Origin of the sequence: Gordonia sihwensis NBRC 108236, from assembly GCF_000333035.1 — a bacterium.
Taxonomy (GTDB): Bacteria; Actinomycetota; Actinomycetes; order Mycobacteriales; family Mycobacteriaceae; genus Gordonia; species Gordonia sihwensis.
On record NZ_BANU01000035.1, the window covers coordinates 1 to 15,714 of the forward strand.

The 15,714-nt window shown below is 70.8% G+C and carries 17 protein-coding genes; 5 read left to right on the forward strand and 12 right to left on the reverse strand.

Going from position 1 to position 15,714, the window contains the following annotated elements; all coding sequences use genetic code 11:
* The 4 genes from GSI01S_RS16945 to rimP all read right to left on the reverse strand — a co-directional run.
* The coding region (locus GSI01S_RS16945; protein WP_006897855.1) for a translation initiation factor IF-2 N-terminal domain-containing protein at positions 1–505 on the reverse strand (505 nt) is incomplete at its 3' end.
* A 102-nt stretch (positions 506–607) separates the two neighbouring features.
* Positions 608–928 carry a YlxR family protein gene (locus GSI01S_RS19915; protein ID WP_101841585.1) on the reverse strand — a complete coding sequence of 107 codons (321 nt, stop codon included), beginning with the start codon at positions 926–928 and terminating at the stop codon, positions 608–610.
* 3 nt (positions 929–931) lie between these two features.
* Positions 932–1,975, reverse strand: coding sequence for a transcription termination factor NusA (nusA, locus tag GSI01S_RS16950; protein ID WP_006897857.1), 1,044 nt, complete (start codon positions 1,973–1,975; stop codon positions 932–934).
* A 67-nt stretch (positions 1,976–2,042) separates the two neighbouring features.
* Positions 2,043–2,588, reverse strand: a complete 546-nt coding sequence (gene rimP / locus GSI01S_RS16955; protein WP_006897858.1) for a ribosome maturation factor RimP — start codon at positions 2,586–2,588, stop codon at positions 2,043–2,045.
* 111 nt (positions 2,589–2,699) lie between these two features.
* On the opposite strand from rimP, the gene GSI01S_RS16960 reads away from it, so the two are divergent.
* The 3 genes from GSI01S_RS16960 to GSI01S_RS16970 are packed head-to-tail and all read left to right on the forward strand — an operon-like array spanning position 2,700 to position 4,071.
* A complete protein-coding gene (locus GSI01S_RS16960) occupies positions 2,700–3,230 on the forward strand; it encodes a hypothetical protein (protein ID WP_006897859.1) in 531 nt (176 codons plus the stop codon).
* On the forward strand, positions 3,227–3,652 hold the full coding sequence (locus tag GSI01S_RS16965) for a ferritin-like domain-containing protein (protein ID WP_006897860.1): 426 nt from the start codon (positions 3,227–3,229) through the stop codon (positions 3,650–3,652). The genes GSI01S_RS16960 and GSI01S_RS16965 overlap by 4 nt, the downstream gene beginning before the upstream one ends.
* Before the next feature lie 47 nt (positions 3,653–3,699).
* Positions 3,700–4,071, forward strand: coding sequence for a VOC family protein (locus tag GSI01S_RS16970; RefSeq protein WP_006897861.1), 372 nt, complete (start codon positions 3,700–3,702; stop codon positions 4,069–4,071).
* Between the two features lie 7 nt (positions 4,072–4,078).
* Here the strand turns inward: GSI01S_RS16970 and GSI01S_RS16975 are convergent, their stop codons facing one another.
* A complete protein-coding gene (locus GSI01S_RS16975; protein WP_039868026.1) occupies positions 4,079–5,809 on the reverse strand; it encodes a proline--tRNA ligase in 1,731 nt (576 codons plus the stop codon).
* A gap of 60 nt (positions 5,810–5,869) precedes the next feature.
* Between GSI01S_RS16975 and yaaA the strand changes: the two genes are divergently transcribed.
* Entirely contained in the window at positions 5,870–6,610 is a 741-nt protein-coding gene (yaaA, locus tag GSI01S_RS16980) for a peroxide stress protein YaaA (RefSeq protein WP_006897863.1), read from the forward strand.
* Positions 6,611–6,662: 52 nt separating this feature from the next.
* Here yaaA and GSI01S_RS16985 read toward each other — a convergent pair whose 3' ends face one another.
* Genes GSI01S_RS16985 through GSI01S_RS16995 form a run of 3 tightly spaced genes read right to left on the reverse strand, consistent with a single transcriptional unit; the run spans position 6,663 to position 9,353 of the window.
* Positions 6,663–7,109 carry a hypothetical protein gene (locus GSI01S_RS16985; protein WP_006897864.1) on the reverse strand — a complete coding sequence of 149 codons (447 nt, stop codon included), beginning with the start codon at positions 7,107–7,109 and terminating at the stop codon, positions 6,663–6,665.
* A 13-nt stretch (positions 7,110–7,122) separates the two neighbouring features.
* The gene (gene cobA, locus GSI01S_RS16990) at positions 7,123–8,340 is read right to left on the reverse strand and encodes a uroporphyrinogen-III C-methyltransferase (RefSeq protein ID WP_006897865.1); all 1,218 of its coding nucleotides are present in this window, start codon (positions 8,338–8,340) and stop codon (positions 7,123–7,125) included.
* Between the two features lie 32 nt (positions 8,341–8,372).
* A complete protein-coding gene (locus tag GSI01S_RS16995) occupies positions 8,373–9,353 on the reverse strand; it encodes an acyl-ACP desaturase (RefSeq protein WP_039868014.1) in 981 nt (326 codons plus the stop codon).
* A gap of 98 nt (positions 9,354–9,451) precedes the next feature.
* Between GSI01S_RS16995 and GSI01S_RS17000 the strand changes: the two genes are divergently transcribed.
* Positions 9,452–10,105, forward strand: coding sequence for a response regulator (locus tag GSI01S_RS17000; RefSeq protein ID WP_006897867.1), 654 nt, complete (start codon positions 9,452–9,454; stop codon positions 10,103–10,105).
* A 9-nt stretch (positions 10,106–10,114) separates the two neighbouring features.
* Here the strand turns inward: GSI01S_RS17000 and GSI01S_RS17005 are convergent, their stop codons facing one another.
* The 4 genes from GSI01S_RS17005 to GSI01S_RS17020 are packed head-to-tail and all read right to left on the reverse strand — an operon-like array spanning position 10,115 to position 15,714.
* A complete protein-coding gene (locus GSI01S_RS17005) occupies positions 10,115–11,740 on the reverse strand; it encodes a GAF domain-containing sensor histidine kinase (RefSeq protein WP_006897868.1) in 1,626 nt (541 codons plus the stop codon).
* The gene (locus tag GSI01S_RS17010; RefSeq protein WP_006897869.1) at positions 11,737–13,158 is read right to left on the reverse strand and encodes a cobyrinic acid a,c-diamide synthase CobB; all 1,422 of its coding nucleotides are present in this window, start codon (positions 13,156–13,158) and stop codon (positions 11,737–11,739) included. The genes GSI01S_RS17005 and GSI01S_RS17010 overlap by 4 nt, the downstream gene beginning before the upstream one ends.
* Positions 13,152–13,769 (reverse strand): cob(I)yrinic acid a,c-diamide adenosyltransferase, encoded by a 618-nt coding sequence (gene cobO / locus GSI01S_RS20595; RefSeq protein ID WP_006897870.1) that lies wholly within the window; start codon positions 13,767–13,769, stop codon positions 13,152–13,154. The genes GSI01S_RS17010 and cobO overlap by 7 nt, the downstream gene beginning before the upstream one ends.
* Positions 13,770–13,797: 28 nt before the next feature.
* Positions 13,798–15,714, reverse strand: coding sequence for an AAA family ATPase (locus tag GSI01S_RS17020; RefSeq protein WP_006897871.1), 1,917 nt, complete (start codon positions 15,712–15,714; stop codon positions 13,798–13,800).

The window sequence follows — 15,714 nt, forward strand, 5'->3', positions numbered from 1 at the left end:
CTCGGGGCTGCCGGGGACCGGGGCGCGGACCCGGACGGGGACCCGGCGTCGCCGGTGCCTGACCTGACTGCGCCGCCGGTGCCGAGGGCTTGCCGGCCGGCTCGGCGGACTCGGCCGCCGGTGCGGCCGGAGCCTGCGGTGCCGGAGCCGCCTTCGGTGCGGGCTTGGGGCCCGGCTTGGGGCCGCTCGCCACCGGCTGAGCCGGGGCGGATGCTCGTGCCGCCGGGGCCGCCTCGGCGGCCGGAGCGGAGTTCGCCGCTGCCGGCTTGGGTGCCGGACCGGGCTTGGGACCCGGCTTGGCGCCGGATGCCTTGGCCGCCGGCTTCGCCGAAGCGGAACCGGAGCCGGATTCGAAAGACTCACGCAGTCGACGGGCCACCGGGGCCTCGACAGTCGACGATGCGGATTTGACGAACTCGCCCTGCTCCTTGAGCCGCTCCAGCACTGCTTTGCTGGGTACGCCCAATTCCTTGGCCAGTTCGTGAACGCGGGCCTTGCCTGCCACTGCTCTCCTCACTTGGAGGTCGAGCGGGCTGCCCGCATCGACCTCGGTTTATTCAGTAAACGTGCTCATCGTGGAGACTTCACGGTGTGCTCATGTCTTCTGCTACCTGTCCTGACTCCCTGCGGAGCCCTCACTGTTGATGATCCCGCCGATGTGCTCGGCCAGATCCTCTGGTCTCACGGCGACGCCGCGATCCCGTAGCGCCGTGCCGAAGGCGTTGCGCCGCACCGCAAGCGAGAGACATCTCTCATCGCGGTGCAGCCAGGCGCCTCGTCCCGGCAGTCTCCCCCGTTCGTCGATCGCCACCTGCGATGCGCTGTCCGCGCCTCGCACAGCCACCAGCCTGACCAGGTGTGAAGCTTGATCACGCCGGCGACAGCCGATACAGGTACGCACCGGAGATGTCGACGTTCGAAGGGCCACAGGTCAGTCTAGCGTATCGGAGGACTCGACGGCGCCACCGTCGGCGTCGCGGGGACCGCCGTCGCCCGCATCCGACCGGATGTCGATCCGCCACCCGGTGAGCCGGGCCGCCAGCCGGGCGTTCTGCCCCTCCTTGCCGATCGCCAGCGACAACTGGTAGTCGGGCACGATGACGCGCGCGGCCTTGGTCTCCTTGTCGATCACGGTGACCGAGACCACCTTGGCCGGCGACAGCGCGTTGCCGACGAAGACCGCCGGATCCGCGGCGTAATCGATGATGTCGATCTTCTCGCCGGACAGTTCGCTCATCACGTTGCGCACCCGCTGTCCCATCGGACCGATGCACGCGCCCTTGGCGTTCAGTCCGGCCACGCCGGTGTGGACCGCGATCTTGGAACGGTGACCGGCCTCGCGGGCCACGGCGACGATCTCGACCGACCCGTCCGCGATCTCGGGTACCTCGAGCGAGAAGAGCTTACGGACCAGGTTGGGATGCGTGCGCGAGAGCGTGATCTGAGGTCCGCGGGCCCCGCGCGCCACCCCGACGACGTAGCACTTGATCCGCTCGCCGTGCTTGTAGCTCTCACCGGGCACCTGCTCCGCGGGCGGGATCACGCCCTCGGTGGCGTTGGAGTCGGTGCCGATCTGCACGATCACCATGCCTCGCGCATTCGCCTTGGCGTCGGCCTGCACGATGCCGCCGACCACTTCGCCCTCGTGGGCGACCAGTTCGCCGTACGTCTTCTCGTTCTCGGCGTCGCGCAGACGCTGCAGGATCACCTGGCGCGCGGTGGTCGCGGCGATGCGGCCGAATCCCTCCGGCGTGTCGTCCCACTCGTGGACCACGGTGCGGTTCTCGTCGAGTTCCTGAGCCATCACGCGGACCTGACCCGATTTGCGGTCGATGTCGATGCGGGCGTTCGGTGCGAACCCGTCGGTGTGCCGGTAGGCGGTGAGCAGAGCTGTCTCGATCGCCGAGAGCACGGTCTCGGTCGGCACGCCCTTGTCGGCCTCGATCAAACGCAGCGCGCTGATGTCTATGTGCATGGTGGCGACTCCTATTCGCTTTTCGGATTGAGTTGTCGGCGGGTGAAGTGAATGTCGTTGGCGGGCGTCACGATTCGCGACGACGCGCGATCTCGTCGTCGTCCAGGCCGCAGGCACGCAGGGCCGCTTCGCCGGGCCTGCCGAAGTCGACCTCGACCACCGCGCGCGCGATATCGGCCAGCTCGACCTCGAAGGAGCGGATCCGGCTCTTGTCGACTGTCACCAGGGTGACGCGGCCCTCGTCGCTGGGGCCCACCCGGGCTTCGACGGTGCGGTCCACACCCTCGTCGGTGTACTCGACGCGGACCTTGCGTCCCTGATTGCGGCGCCAGTGGCGCGGCAGCGTCAGCGGCCGGCCGATCCCCGGCGTCGTGACTTCGAGGTCGTACGGGGACTCGCCGAGCAGGTCGGACTCGTCGAACACCGCCTCCAGGCTCCGGCTGAGCTCGGCGACCGCGTCGAGCGACACTCCGCCGTCACGATCGACGACGATCCGGATCTCGCGGCGTCCCGGCGGGGTCAGCACCGCGACCTCCTCCAGATCGAATCCGAGCCGATCGAGGGTCGAAGCCACCAGGTCGCTGATGCCGCCGGTCAGAGCCTCCGCAGTCATCGTGCGCGTCCTCCTGGGTTTCGGTATCGGGAACCGCTGCCGCGGTTCCCGTCGGCCGCCGGGCCGGGCTTCGAGTGTAGTCGACTCGTCCGACTGGCAGAATCGTCCACCGTGACACGAGTGCCGATCCAGGATCCCCCCGCCCCCGAGCCTCCGAAAGCCGGTCGCCCCGCCACGGGGGTGCCGCGCCGCAGTGTGCTCCGCGGCGGCGTCCTCGCCGGTGCCGCCGCAGTCGCGGGATGGTCGCTGACCGCATGCGATACCGGGCCGACGCAGCGACAGCTCGACGCCGAGACGCTGCTCCCGCACGCCCAGGCGGCGCTGCGGCAGCAGCGGGCGGCCACCGCGCTCGCGCCGCGGAACACCGCGTACACCGAGGCCCTGCGGACCGTCGCCGATCAGCGCGGCGCGCACCTGAAGGCGCTGCGCGACGAGATCAGCCGGCTGCACTCCTCGACTGCCGACCGGATCGACTCGCCACCGGCCGCGCCCACGGCGTCAGTGGCGGCCCTCGGCGTCTCGATCGAACGGTCGGCCACCAGCGCAGCGGATGCGTGCGTGGGTCTGTCCGGCTTCAGCGCCGGGCTCCTCGGCTCGATCAGCGCCTCCTGCCAGACCCTCGCGAAAGTGCAACTCGCATGAGCCAGAACGCCGCTCTCGACACCGCCGCGGACGCGGAGAACACCGCCGTCTTCACCTACGGCGTGCTCACCGCCTTCACCACCGGAGAGGTGCGCGACACCGTCGCGGAGTACATCGCCGCGCACCGGGTGCGACGCGACCAGCTGAACGAGGCACTGCTCGCCGCCGGCCAGCCCGAGCGCACCCCGGCGGCCGGATACCTGCTGCCCGTCGACGTGACGGACCAGGCCACCGCCGCGAAGGCCGCGCTGGCCGCCGAGAACGACTGCGCGAAGGCCTACCGGGCGCTGTTGGAGCAGGCCGATTCGCAGGCGGTGCGCCGGACCGCCGTCGACGGGCTCACCGACTGCGCCCTGCGATCCTCGTACTGGCGCTCGATCGCGGGCGAGAAACCGCTGACGGTGGCCTTCCCCGGTCAGTAGGACCGGAGAGGGCGCCTGGCCCGCGTCACCCGCCTAGGGTCGTCACCATGGCGACAGCGCGCATCGGTTCGATCACCCTCGACTGCGACGATCCCGTCGAGCTCGCCCGCTTCTGGTCGGCGATGCTCGACGGGACCGTGACGCACACGTCCACGAGATATGCCTGTGTGCGGGCCGGCTCCATCGTGATCACCGCGCTTCGGGTGCCCGACCACCGGCCTCCGGAATGGCCCGGCGGTGCGGTGCCGAAGCAGATCCATCTCGACCTGGTGGTCGCCGATCTCGACGAGGGTGCGGCCGAGGCGGTCCGCCTCGGCGCACGGCTGTCGCCACAGCAGGCCGCGCCGGACCTGTGCCGAGTTCTCTTCGACCCCGCCGGGCATCCGTTCTGCGTCTGCCTCGACCGCGCGCCGTTCTAGCCGGCGGTCAGCCGCGCGCGGCCGTGACCACCGCGTCGACGGCTCCGTCGACCGGCGCCGCGGAGGTCTCTCCGGTGAGCCGGTCGCGGATCTCGACGGTGCCGTCGGCCCAGCCGCGGCCGACGACCACCACGACCGGCATACCGAGCAGCTCGGCGTCCTTGAACTTGACGCCGGGCGAAGCCTTGCGGTCGTCGAAGAGCACGGACAGTCCGGCGGCGTCGAGATCGGCGGCCAACTGTTGCGCACCGGCCACCGCGGCCTCGTCCTTGTTCGCGATCACCAGGTGGACGTCGAACGGCGCCACCTCGCGCGGCCAGCGCAGGCCCTTCTCGTCGTGCCACTGCTCGGCGAGCACCGCGACCATCCGCGAGACGCCGAGACCGTACGAGCCCATCGTGGGGCGCACCGGCTTGCCGTTCTCGCCGAGCACGTCGAACTCGAAGGCGTCGGTGTACTTGCGGCCGAGCTGGAAGATGTGACCGATCTCGATGCCCTTGGCGGCCTCGAGCACACCTCTGCCGTCCGGGGACGGATCACCGGCGCGCACCTCGGCGGCCTCGATGACGCCGTCGGGAGTGAAGTCGCGGCCGCACACCAGATCGACGTAGTGCTTACCGGGCGCGTCGGCCCCGGTGATCCACGCGGTGCCGCTGACCACACGCGGGTCGACCAGGTACGCCAAGCCCGCCGCCTGGACGGCCTTCGGTCCGATGTACCCCTTGACGAGCTGCGGATTGGCCGCGAAGTCCGCGTCGGTGAGCAGTTCCACCTCCGCCGGCTCCACCGAGGCCTCCAGCCTCTTGAAGTCGACCTCCCGATCACCCGGCACCGCCACCGCGGTGATCTCCCACTCACCTCCCGGCCTGCGGATCTTGACCATCACGTTCTTGAGGGTGTCGGCGGCGGTGTAGTCACCGTCGAGCTCGCGATTGGCCCAGTCGACCAGGGTCTCGATGGTCGGGGTGTCGCCGGTGTCGTGGACCACCGCCTCGGGGAGCCCGTCGAGCGGGATCGCCTCGGGAACCGGGGTCACCACGGCCTCGACGTTGGCCGCGTAGCCCGACTCGGTGCTGCGGACGAAGGTGTCCTCGCCGACCTCGCATTCGGCCAGGAACTCCTCCGAGGCGCTGCCGCCCATGGCGCCGGAGGTCGCCGCGACGATGACGTACTTGATGCCGAGACGGTCGAAGATGCGCTGGTACGCGGCACGATGAGCGTCGTACGAGGCCTGCAGACCCCGCTCGTCGAGGTCGAACGAGTACGAGTCCTTCATCACGAACTCGCGCCCACGCAACAGCCCGGCCCGCGGGCGCTCCTCATCGCGGTACTTGGTCTGGATCTGGTACAGGGTGACCGGCAGATCCTTGTACGAGCTGTACTCGCCCTTGACCAGCTGCGTGAAGATCTCCTCGTGCGTGGGCCCGAGCATCATGTCCGCGCCCTTGCGGTCCTTGACGCGGAACAACGCCGGCCCGTACTCGGTCCAGCGCCCGGTGGTCTCGTACGGGTCGCGCGGCAGCAGCGCGGGCAACAGGATCTCCTGCGCGCCCATCGCGTCCATCTCCTCGCGAACGAGGTTCTCGACCGCGCGGAACACCTTGAGCCCCAAGGGCAGCCACTCGTAGACGCCGGGGGCGGCACGCCGGATGTAGCCCGCGCGCACGAGCAGCTTGTGGCTCGGCACCTCGGCATCGGCCGGGTCGTCGCGGAGGGTGCGCAGGAACAGGTTCGACATCCGTGTGATCACGATGTACCAGCTTAATGGGATCACCGGCGGGTTCGTTAGGGTGGTCGCGTGCTCGTCATCCTGCCTCCCTCGGAGACCAAGTCGGACGGCGGCGAGGCCGCTCCGCTCGATCTCGACTCGCTGGTTCTGCCGGAGCTCAATCCGGTCCGGCGCAAGCTCGCCGAGGCGATCGTCGACCTCTCCGCCGATCTCGACGCATCCCGCACGGCGCTGGGTCTGGGCGCGACGGCCGTCGCCGAGATCGAGCGCAACGCCGATCTCTGGGAGTCGCCGACGCGCACCGCGATCACCCGGTACACCGGCGTCCTGTACGACGCCCTCGACTATCCGGGCATGACCCGCGCGGCCAAGACCAAGGCCGGCGACCGACTGATGATCGGCTCGGCGCTGTTCGGCGTGGTCCGGGCCGACGACCGCATCCCGGCCTACCGGCTCTCCGGCGGGTCCCGGCTGCCCGGTTTCGGCACCCTCGGCGCACTGTGGAAGCCGGTGCTGTCCCCCGCTCTCGACCGCATCGACGACTTCGTCGTCGATCTGCGCTCGGGCGTCTACCAGAAACTCGGTCCCGTCGACGGTGCGGTGACCGCGACCGTGGTGACCGAGGCCGCGGACGGCTCGCGGAAGGTCGTGAGCCATTTCAACAAGCACTTCAAGGGACTGGTGGCGCGCGAACTGGTCCGGACCCGGCGGAACGTCCGGGATGTGAACGCGCTCGCCGCCGTCCTGTCCGACGCCGGCCAGCGCGTCGAGATCACCTCTGAGTCGCAGATCACGGTCGTCACCGGCTGATCCGACCCCCGATCGGCGGTCCGCACCGCGACTCGCACGGCGCGAGAGCCGGTCACTTGGCCTGAGGGAAGAACCACTGGTCGTCGTCGGTCTCCGGAGTGTCGTCGGCCGGATTCACTTCGACCACCTCGTCGAGCTGTGCCTTCTGTGCCCGGAGGCGGCCGTATCCGTACGCGGCGGCCATGCCGATGACGCCGGTGACCAGGCCGATCGTCTGCAGCTCGCCGGAATCGCCTGCCTCCGCCGAGATCCGGTAGATCCAGCCGTTGAGCGCGACGACCGCCAGCGCTCCGAACGTGAGCGGGATGACGAAGGTGGTCATGGTGCTCGGCGGTGTGGGCGCGATGCCCGCGCGGCGGCGATGGATCTGCCAGGCCGACATGACGACGACGGCCAGCGCGACGAGAATCGCCGTGACCGACGGGGGCACGAACCAGGAGGCGACGGCCGCGACGAGCAGGATCAGACCGGAGAGTCCTGCGGCTGTGCGTGCGTTCATCTCGACCACCCGCTCAGAACCGCAGAGCCCGGTCGGCGTCGGTGAAACCGGCGACCGGACCGATCACCGCGATCGCCGGGGCGATCAGCTTCTCGTCGACAGCGGTCTGCGCGGCGTGCGCGAGGTCGGTGCGCAGGAGACGCTGATCCGGCCGCGAGGCGTTCTCGATGAACGCCACCGGGGTGTCGGCCGGTCGCCCGCCCTCGAGCAGGGCCGTCGCGAACTCGTCGATGCGCTTGACCGCCATCATCAGCACGATGGTGCCCCGCAGCCGCGCGAGCGCCGCCCAATCGGTGAGCGAGTCGGGGTGCCCCGGAGCCACGTGGCCCGACACGATGACCACCTCGTGCGTCACGCCGCGGTGAGTCACCGGGATTCCGGCCAGGCCGGGAGCCGCGATCGGGCTGCTGATGCCGGGGACCACGGTGACCGGCACACCCGCCGCCACGCAGGCCTGGAGTTCTTCGAATCCGCGGCCGTACACGTATGGGTCGCCGCCTTTGAGGCGGACCACGAACTTGCCCGCCCGCGCGCGGTCGACGAGGAGATCGTTGATCTGTTCCTGACGCATCGCGCGGCCGTAGGGCACCTTGGCCGCGTCGATGATCTCCACCTGCGGACCGAGCTCGTCGAGGAGTGCGATGGGCGCGAGCCGGTCGGCCACCACCACGTCCGCCTCGGCGAGCAGTTTGCGGCCGCGCACCGTGATGAGATCGGCGTCGCCGGGACCTCCGCCCACCAGGGCCACGCCCGCGGCGTGCCTGCGGTCGTCGTCGATGCGCAGCGAGGTGCCGTCCGCGAGAGCCTCGGTGATCGCGGCGCGCACGGCCGCGGAGCGACGATGGTCGCCGGCCGCCAGCACCCCGAACTGCAGATCGCGGTGGACTCCGGACGCCGGGGTGACGGCGGTTCCGCGGCGGGCGTCGTCGGCGCGCACGCAGAACACTCGCCTGCGCTCGGCCTCCGCCACCACCGCCGCGTTGACGTCGGGATCGTCGGTGCAGGCCATCGCATACCAGGCTCCCTCGAGGTCGCCGTCGGCGTACGCACGCCGATGCACGGTGATCGCGACCTCCGACTCGACGGCCGGCGTGGGGTCGAGCGCGACGACGTGGACGTCGGCGCCGGCGGCGATCAGGTTCGGCAGGCGCCGTTGCGCGACGCTCCCGCCGCCGATGACGACGACCTTGCGTCCGTGCAGATCCAGCCCCGCGAGGTAATGCGCTTGCATGAGCGATCAGCCTACCGGGACCGCACCGGCGGCTAGACGTGCAGTCCGCGCCTGCGCTCCCGCTCGATCGCGCGCTCGCGGGCGTCCTCGAACTTGGCGACCTTGATGTCCATCTCGGCGAGGAAGGCGGCGAGCTTGTCGCGGTACATCTGGCCGACCGGGCCGAAGTCGTCGCGATCGAAGATCCGCCACTTGCGCAGCACGGGCATCACGACATCGGCCATGTGCTGCGGCAGGTCGTAGATGCCGCCCTTGGCGATCAGGACCGCGTTCCTGCGGAAGTTCGGCATCGTCGCACCGGGCATCTGGAAGTTCGAGACGATCGTGTAGATCGCCACCATCGCCTCGTCGGGCACCAGATCGAGCGCCCCGGCGACGACGTTCCGGTAGAACAGCATGTGCAGGTTCTCGTCGGCAGCGACTCGCTGGAGCATCCGGTCGGCGATCGGGTCGCCGCAGGCCTTGCCGGTGTTGCGGTGGCTGACGCGCGTCGCGAGCTCCTGGAACGAGACGTAGGCCACCGCGAAGAGCATGTCGTAGCTGTGGTCGCGCTGTCCGTCGTCGTCCGGCAGCGGGTTGAACCCGCCGATCATGTGCGTCATCCGGGTCTGCTCGAGTTCCACCGGATCGACGCCCCGCGTCACGACGAGGTAGTCGCGCATCACGATCGAGTGCCGCATCTCCTCGGCCGTCCAGCGCCCCACCCAGAAGCCCCAGGCGTCGTCGAGGCTGAAGTTCTCGGCGATCACCCGGTGGTACGACGGCAGATTGTCCTCGGTCAGCAGGTTCGTGATCATCGCCGCCTTGGCGGTCTCCGACAGCTGCGACTGCTCCGGATCCCAGTCGACGCCGCCGAGCGCCGCGAAGTTCCGGCCGTCGTCCCACGGCACGTAGTCGTGCGGGTTCCAGTCCCTCGTCATCTTCATGTGGCGCTCCACCTCCGTCTCGCAGACGGGCAGGAGTTCGCGAAGCAGGTCCGAGCCGCTCATGGGCTTGCCGATCAAACTGGTCATATTCCTACGATCTCGCTCACGACCAGCGATTTCAGGGGGCGAAGGTCCCGTGGCGATTAGGCCCCGAGTCGCGCGCCGCCCTGTTGTAGCGTTGAGGCATGGTCGAGTCGCCTCGTAAGTACCGCGTGTTCCTCGTCGACGACCACGAGCTCGTCCGCCGTGGCCTTCGCGATCTGCTCAGCACCGCCGACGATCTCGAGGTCGTCGGCGAGGCGGCCACCGTCGCCGAAGCCGGAGTCGGTATCGCTGCGACGAAACCCGACGTCGCGGTGCTCGACGTGCGGCTGCCCGACGGCAACGGCGTGGAACTGTGCCGAAGCGTGCGGAGCGCGCAGCCGTCGGTGCACTGCCTGATGCTGACGAGCTACGCCGACGACGACGCCCTGCTCGCCGCCGTCCTGGCCGGGGCCTCCGGCTTCGTACTCAAGCAGATCCTCGGCCACAATCTGATCGCCGCTGTGCGGACGGTCGGCGCCGGCGGATCGCTGCTCGACGACCGCAGCACCGCCGCGCTGCTGGCTCGCCTGCGCGACGGTGAACCGTCCGATCCCCTGGCCCGGCTCACCGGCCAGGAGCGCGAGGTCTTCACCCTGATCGGCCAGGGCATGACCAACCGGCAGATCGCCGACCGGATGTTCTTGGCGGAGAAGACGATCAAGAACTACGTCTCGCGCATCCTCTCGAAGCTCGACATGCAGCGCCGCACTCAGGTGGCGGTGCTGGCCACCGAACTGCGCGAACGCGAACGGTAGTCGTCGGCGTCAGCGCAACGGCGCGGTCCACGTCAACGTGGTGCCCGACGCCGCGCTCGAGGTGATCGTGAAGCTGCCGTCGCAGTCGTCGGCGCGGCGGGTCAGGTTCGCCAGTCCCGACTGCCGGGCGGTCGGCGGAATACCGCATCCGTCGTCGGAGATCTCGACGGTCACGACGTCGTCGGCCGCGATGCGCACCCGGATGTGCTCGGCGCCCGAATGCCGGAGCGCGTTGGAGATGCCCTCCCGCAGCACTGCCTCGATGTGCGGCGCCAGGGCGTCGGGGACGAGCGTGTCGACCGGCCCCATGAACGCGACGCTCGGCACGATCGGCGCATGGGTCGCCAACTCGGCGACCACGTCGAGCGCGCGCCTGCGCAGCGTCGCCGCCTCGCCATGACCGGGAAGGCCCTGCAGATCGAAGATCGAGGTGCGGATCTGCGCGATGGTGGCGTCGAGGTCGGTGATGACCTGCTCCATCCGGGCGTCGTCGGCCGAGGCGGACCCGGCCTGCATGGTCTGCAGCGACATCCCGATCGCGAAGAGCCGCTGAATCACCAGATCGTGCAGGTCGCGGGCGATCCGGTGGCGGTCTTCGAGCAACTGCAGATCGCGCGCCAGTTCCTGCTGGTCGGCGTAGGCCAGGGCCAGCGAGGCCACGCGCGCGACACCCTGCAGGCCCGCGACCTCCTCCCCGGTCCAGACCCGTCGCTCGGGGTGGGTGAGGACGATCGCGCTCCGGCCGTTGGTCGGCTGCAGGGGCTGCATCGAGACCCACCGCGCTCCGTGCCGCAGCCACGGCACCGTGTGTGTTCGCACCTCGCGGACCAGGAGCTTGCCGTCGGCGCGCTCGTTGTCCGGGTCGACGACCTCGAACAGGTCCTCGGTGCAGGGCGCGGTACCGGTGTGTCCGGTGAGGACGCTGCCGGTCACGATGAACACGTCCACCGCCCCGGTGAGCGCGGAGACGTCGCGGCACAGTCCGTCGAGGGTGTCTTCGAGCGCCGTGCCCGCCAGCGGTTCGGATCCGCGGTCGGCGATCACCTGCATCCAGCGCAGCCGGGCCTGGGCCCGCTCGAAGGCGCGCGCGTTGTCGACTGCGATGCCCGCGGCCACCGCGAGGACCGCGACGATCTTCTCATCGAGCGGCGTGAACTCGGGGGCACCCTGCTTCTCAGTCAGGTAGATGCTGCCGAACAACTCGTCGCGGACGATGATCGGCGCGCCCAGGAAGGTGTCCATCGGCGGATGGTTGGGCGGGAACCCCACCGAGGCCGGATGATCGGACAGCTTCGGTATGCGCAGCACCTCGGGACGGTGCAGCAGTTCGCCGAGGACGCCGCGGCCCACCGGCAGCGGCCCCATCCGAGCGCGGACCTCCGGTTCGATGCCCGTGTACACGAACGCCTGGAGACCGAGCTCGGGCCCGCGGACCCCGAGCGCACAGTATCGGGCGTCGAGGACGTCGGCCGCCACCTCGACGATCCGCTGCAGCGCCTGGTCGAGTTCGAGACCGCGACCCACCAGCAGGACCGCTTCGAGCAGGTCGCGGAGCGCGGTCGGGTCCTCGACGCTGGCGTGGGCGAGCGCGTCGAGTGCCGCGTGGACCTCCGCCAGATCGCGCCTGCGAGTCATCGGACCGCCTCCTCCGGCGAAGGGCTCGGGATGTCGGCGGCCGCGGCCGCCGACACGAATCGTGCCACGGCGGCCGGCTGTCCCACCGGGTGAACGTGCAGATACGACGCGTGCACCCCGCGGTGGATCACGCCGTCGGTCGCTGGTCCGTCGCCACCGGGCCACCCCCAGGCGGGCACCACGTCAGTGGCGAGATCGACGCTGCTGCGGTGGAATTCGTGGCCGGTCACCCGTTCACCGGTGCGATAGAGAACCGAATCGGCCACGGCGACGGCGTCGCGGTAGCCGAGCGTGAGCCGCGGCCCGAAGGCCCCGGTGCCCGGCAGTGCGCCGACCATCGGGACGCCGTCGAGCGCGGACAGCAGGTACAGCAGGCCCGCGCACTCGGCCTGCACCGGCCGGCCCGCGGCCACGTGATCGCGCAGTCCGGCACGGAGGGAGTGGTTGGCGGCGAGCTCGTCCGCGTGGGCCTCGGGGAAGCCGCCGCCGATCACCACCGCCGCGGCGTGCTCCGGAAGCGGGTCGTGCAGCGGGTCGAAGCCGGCCACCTCGGCTCCCGCCGCGCGCAGGAGTTCGGCGTGCTCGGCGTACCCGAAGGTGAAGGCGGCGCCCTCCGCGACGGCCACCACCGGCCGCCGGTGTGGGCCCGTCACCGCGCTCGGGTCCGCGGCGGCGATCGCGTCGGCCGCCGACCAGGCGATCGCCGCGGGCGGTCGGGCCCGGCGTGCGATCTGGACGATCGCCGGAAGGTCGAGCGCCGCCCCCACCTTGGCGACTATCGCGGCCACCGAGTCCAGCGCGTCCCGCCGGCGCTCGGCGGCCGGGATGAGTCCTAGGTGCCGCGACGGCACGGTCAGGTCGGCGTCGCGCCGCACCGCGCCTAGCACCGGCAGTCCGACGCGGTCGCAGGCCTGTCGGAGGACCTGTTCGTGCCGCTGTGAGCCGACGCGGTTGAGGATCACGCCCGCCACGCGGACCCGGGCGTCGTACCCGAGGAAGCCGTGGAGCAGTGCGGCGAGCGACTGGCTGTGCCCGCCGGCGTCGACCACCAGGATCACCGGTGCGCCGATGAGGGTGGCGACGTGCGCGGTGGAGCCGACGCCGAGCGGGTCGGGATCGTCGGTGATGCGGCCGTCGAACAGGCCCATCACGCCCTCCACCACGGCGATGTCGGCGTCGGCGGAGCCCGCGGCCAGCAGTGGTGCGATGACGTCGGCGCCGACCAGGTTGGGGTCGAGGTTCCGGCCGACCCGGCCCGCCGCGACGGCGTGGTATCCGGGATCGATGTAGTCCGGGCCCACCTTGAAGGGCGCGACCCGGTGCCTGGCGGCGACGAGCGCGCCGATCAGGCCGGTGGTGATCGTCGTCTTTCCGCTGCCGGACGCCGGCGCGGCGATCACGACCGCCGGGACTACCACTCGATGCCCTTCTGGCCTTTGCGGCCCGCATCCATCGGATGCTTGATCTTCGTCATCTCGGTGACCAGATCGGCGGCCTCGATCAGCGCCTGGGGCGCATACCGTCCGGTGATGACGACGTGCTGCGTCCCGGGGCGGTTGCGGAGGGTCTCGACCACTTCGTCGGTGTCGATCCAGCCCCAGTGCAGCGGGTAGGTGAACTCGTCGAGGACGTAGAAGTCGTGCTCCTGCGCGGCGAGGCGCCGCGTGATCTCCGCCCATCCGGCCCGCGCCGATTCGGCGTGGTCCTCGACGGCGTCGTCACCGCGCTGAATCCACGACCATCCCTGCCCCATCTTGTGCCACTGCACAGGGCCGCCGGCGCCGGTGTCCCGATTCAGGCCGCCGAGGGCGAGCATGGAGTTCTCCTCACCGACCTTCCACTTCGCGCTCTTGACGAACTGGAAGACGGCGACGTCCAGACCGGCGTTCCAGGCGCGCATCGCCATGCCGAACGCGGCTGTCGACTTCCCCTTGCCTGCCCCGGTGTGTACGGCGAGCACCGGCAGCCGGCGTCGCTTCCGGGTGGTCAGTCCGTCGTCGGGAACGGTCTCGGGTACGCCCTTGGGCACAGTGCATCCTCCAGTTCAGCCACCGGCGTCACGCGACGCCGCGGACGTGCTCGGCCAGTCCGGACGAGGTCAGCGAATCCATCGTCGCGTACTGCGCGCCCAGCCGGCGCGCCAGGTCGGCGGCCAGACCGAGACGGACCAGGCCCTGCTCACAGTCCACCACAACGGCGCAGACTCCCCTGCGCGCGACCTCGTCCGCGGCGGCGTCGGCGCGGCGCGGCGCGTCGGCCCCGGCCGTGGCTCGGCCGTCGGTGAGCGCCACCAGCAGGGGCCTGCGCTCCGGGTCGGTGCGGCGGGCCCGCTCGATCACCTCGAGCGCCCGGTGCAGTCCCTCGGCCAGCGGCGTGCGTCCGCCGGTGCGCACCTGTGCCAGGCGCGCCACCGCCAGGTCCACCGACCGGGTCGGCGGAACCGCGACGTAGGCATCCCTTCCGCAGGCCACGACCACCGCCACCCGGTCACGCCGGGTGTACGAGTCGCGCAGGAGGTCGACGCAGGCGTTGCGCACCGCGGTGAGCCGGGCGCGGGCGGTCATCGATCCGGAGAGGTCGACGACGAAGACCACGAGATTGGCTTCGGTGCCGATGCGCTCGGCTCCGCGGAGATCGTCGGCGATGAGCGCGGGGAGCCCGTCGCCGCTGCTGCGGTGGGCGGCGGCGAGCACGGTGCCGAACAGGTGCACCCCGGTCCGCGGACCGAAGTCGACGGCCCGGGTGGTGATGCCGCGGCTGGTCCGGGCCCGCGAACGGCGGCCCACATCACCGTCACCGACGCCCTCGGCGCGGAAGGTGCGGATGCGGGCACCACCGGGTGCCGAACCGAAGTCCGGGCCGGTCGGCGCTCCTGAACCGCCGGGCGGATCGGTGTCGGGAGGATCCGTGTCGGGTCCGTCCGGATCGTCGTCCGGTTCCGGGCCACCCGAGTCTGGGCCGCCTGAGTCTGGGCCGTCTGAGTTCGGGCCGCTGTCGTCGGGTCCGTCCGGCTGCTGCGGCCCGGACTCGGACTCGTCCCGCGGGCCCGCGGCCTGCTCACCGGCGTCCAGGGCGTCGTCGAGCTGCTGGTCGGTCATGCTCGACTCGTCGAAGGGATTGCGGCGCCGTCGATGCGGCAGTGCCAGTTCCACGGCCACCCGCACGTCGTCGGCGTCGATCTCGTCGGCGCCGCGCCATGCGGCGTGTGCGGCGGCGGTCCGGGCCACGACGATGTCGCCGCGCAGACCGTCGACGTCGAGGTGAGAGCAGACGCCGGCGATCCGGCGGAGCTCCCGCTGCGGGATCCGGACGGTCGCGACGCGGTCGCGGGCCGCGACGATCCGTTGCGCGAGATCGGCCTCGGCGTCGGCGAACCGCTCCGCATAGCCCTGCGGATCGGCGTCGAAGGCCAGCCGTGAGGTGACGATCTCGACGCGCTCGTCGACGTCACGGGCACCGGCGACGTCTACCACCAGCCCGAACCGGTCGAGCAACTGCGGACGCAGTTCGCCCTCTTCCGGGTTCATCGTCCCGACCAGCACGAATGCCGCCGCCTGGGTGTGCGAGACGCCGTCACGCTCAACGGTGACTCGGCCGCTCGCGGCCGCATCGAGCAGGACGTCGACGAGATGGTCCGACAGGAGGTTGACCTCGTCGATGTACAGGACGCCGCCGTCGGCCTGCGCCAGCAGACCCGGCGTGAACCGGGCTTCACCGTCGCGCAGCACCCGAGTCAGGTCGAGCGACCCGATCACCCGGTCCTCGGTGGCGCCGATCGGCAGGTCGACCACGCGCGAATCCTCGCCGAGCAGCGGGGCGAGCCCGCGGACGATGGTCGACTTCGCGGTCCCTTTCTCACCGCGGATCAGGACACCGCCGATCCCCGGCGAGACGGCGGACAGGATCAGTGCGAGCTTGAGGCGATCCTGTCCGACCACCGCGCTGAACGGGAAGCGAACGCCGGCGTCACTCAT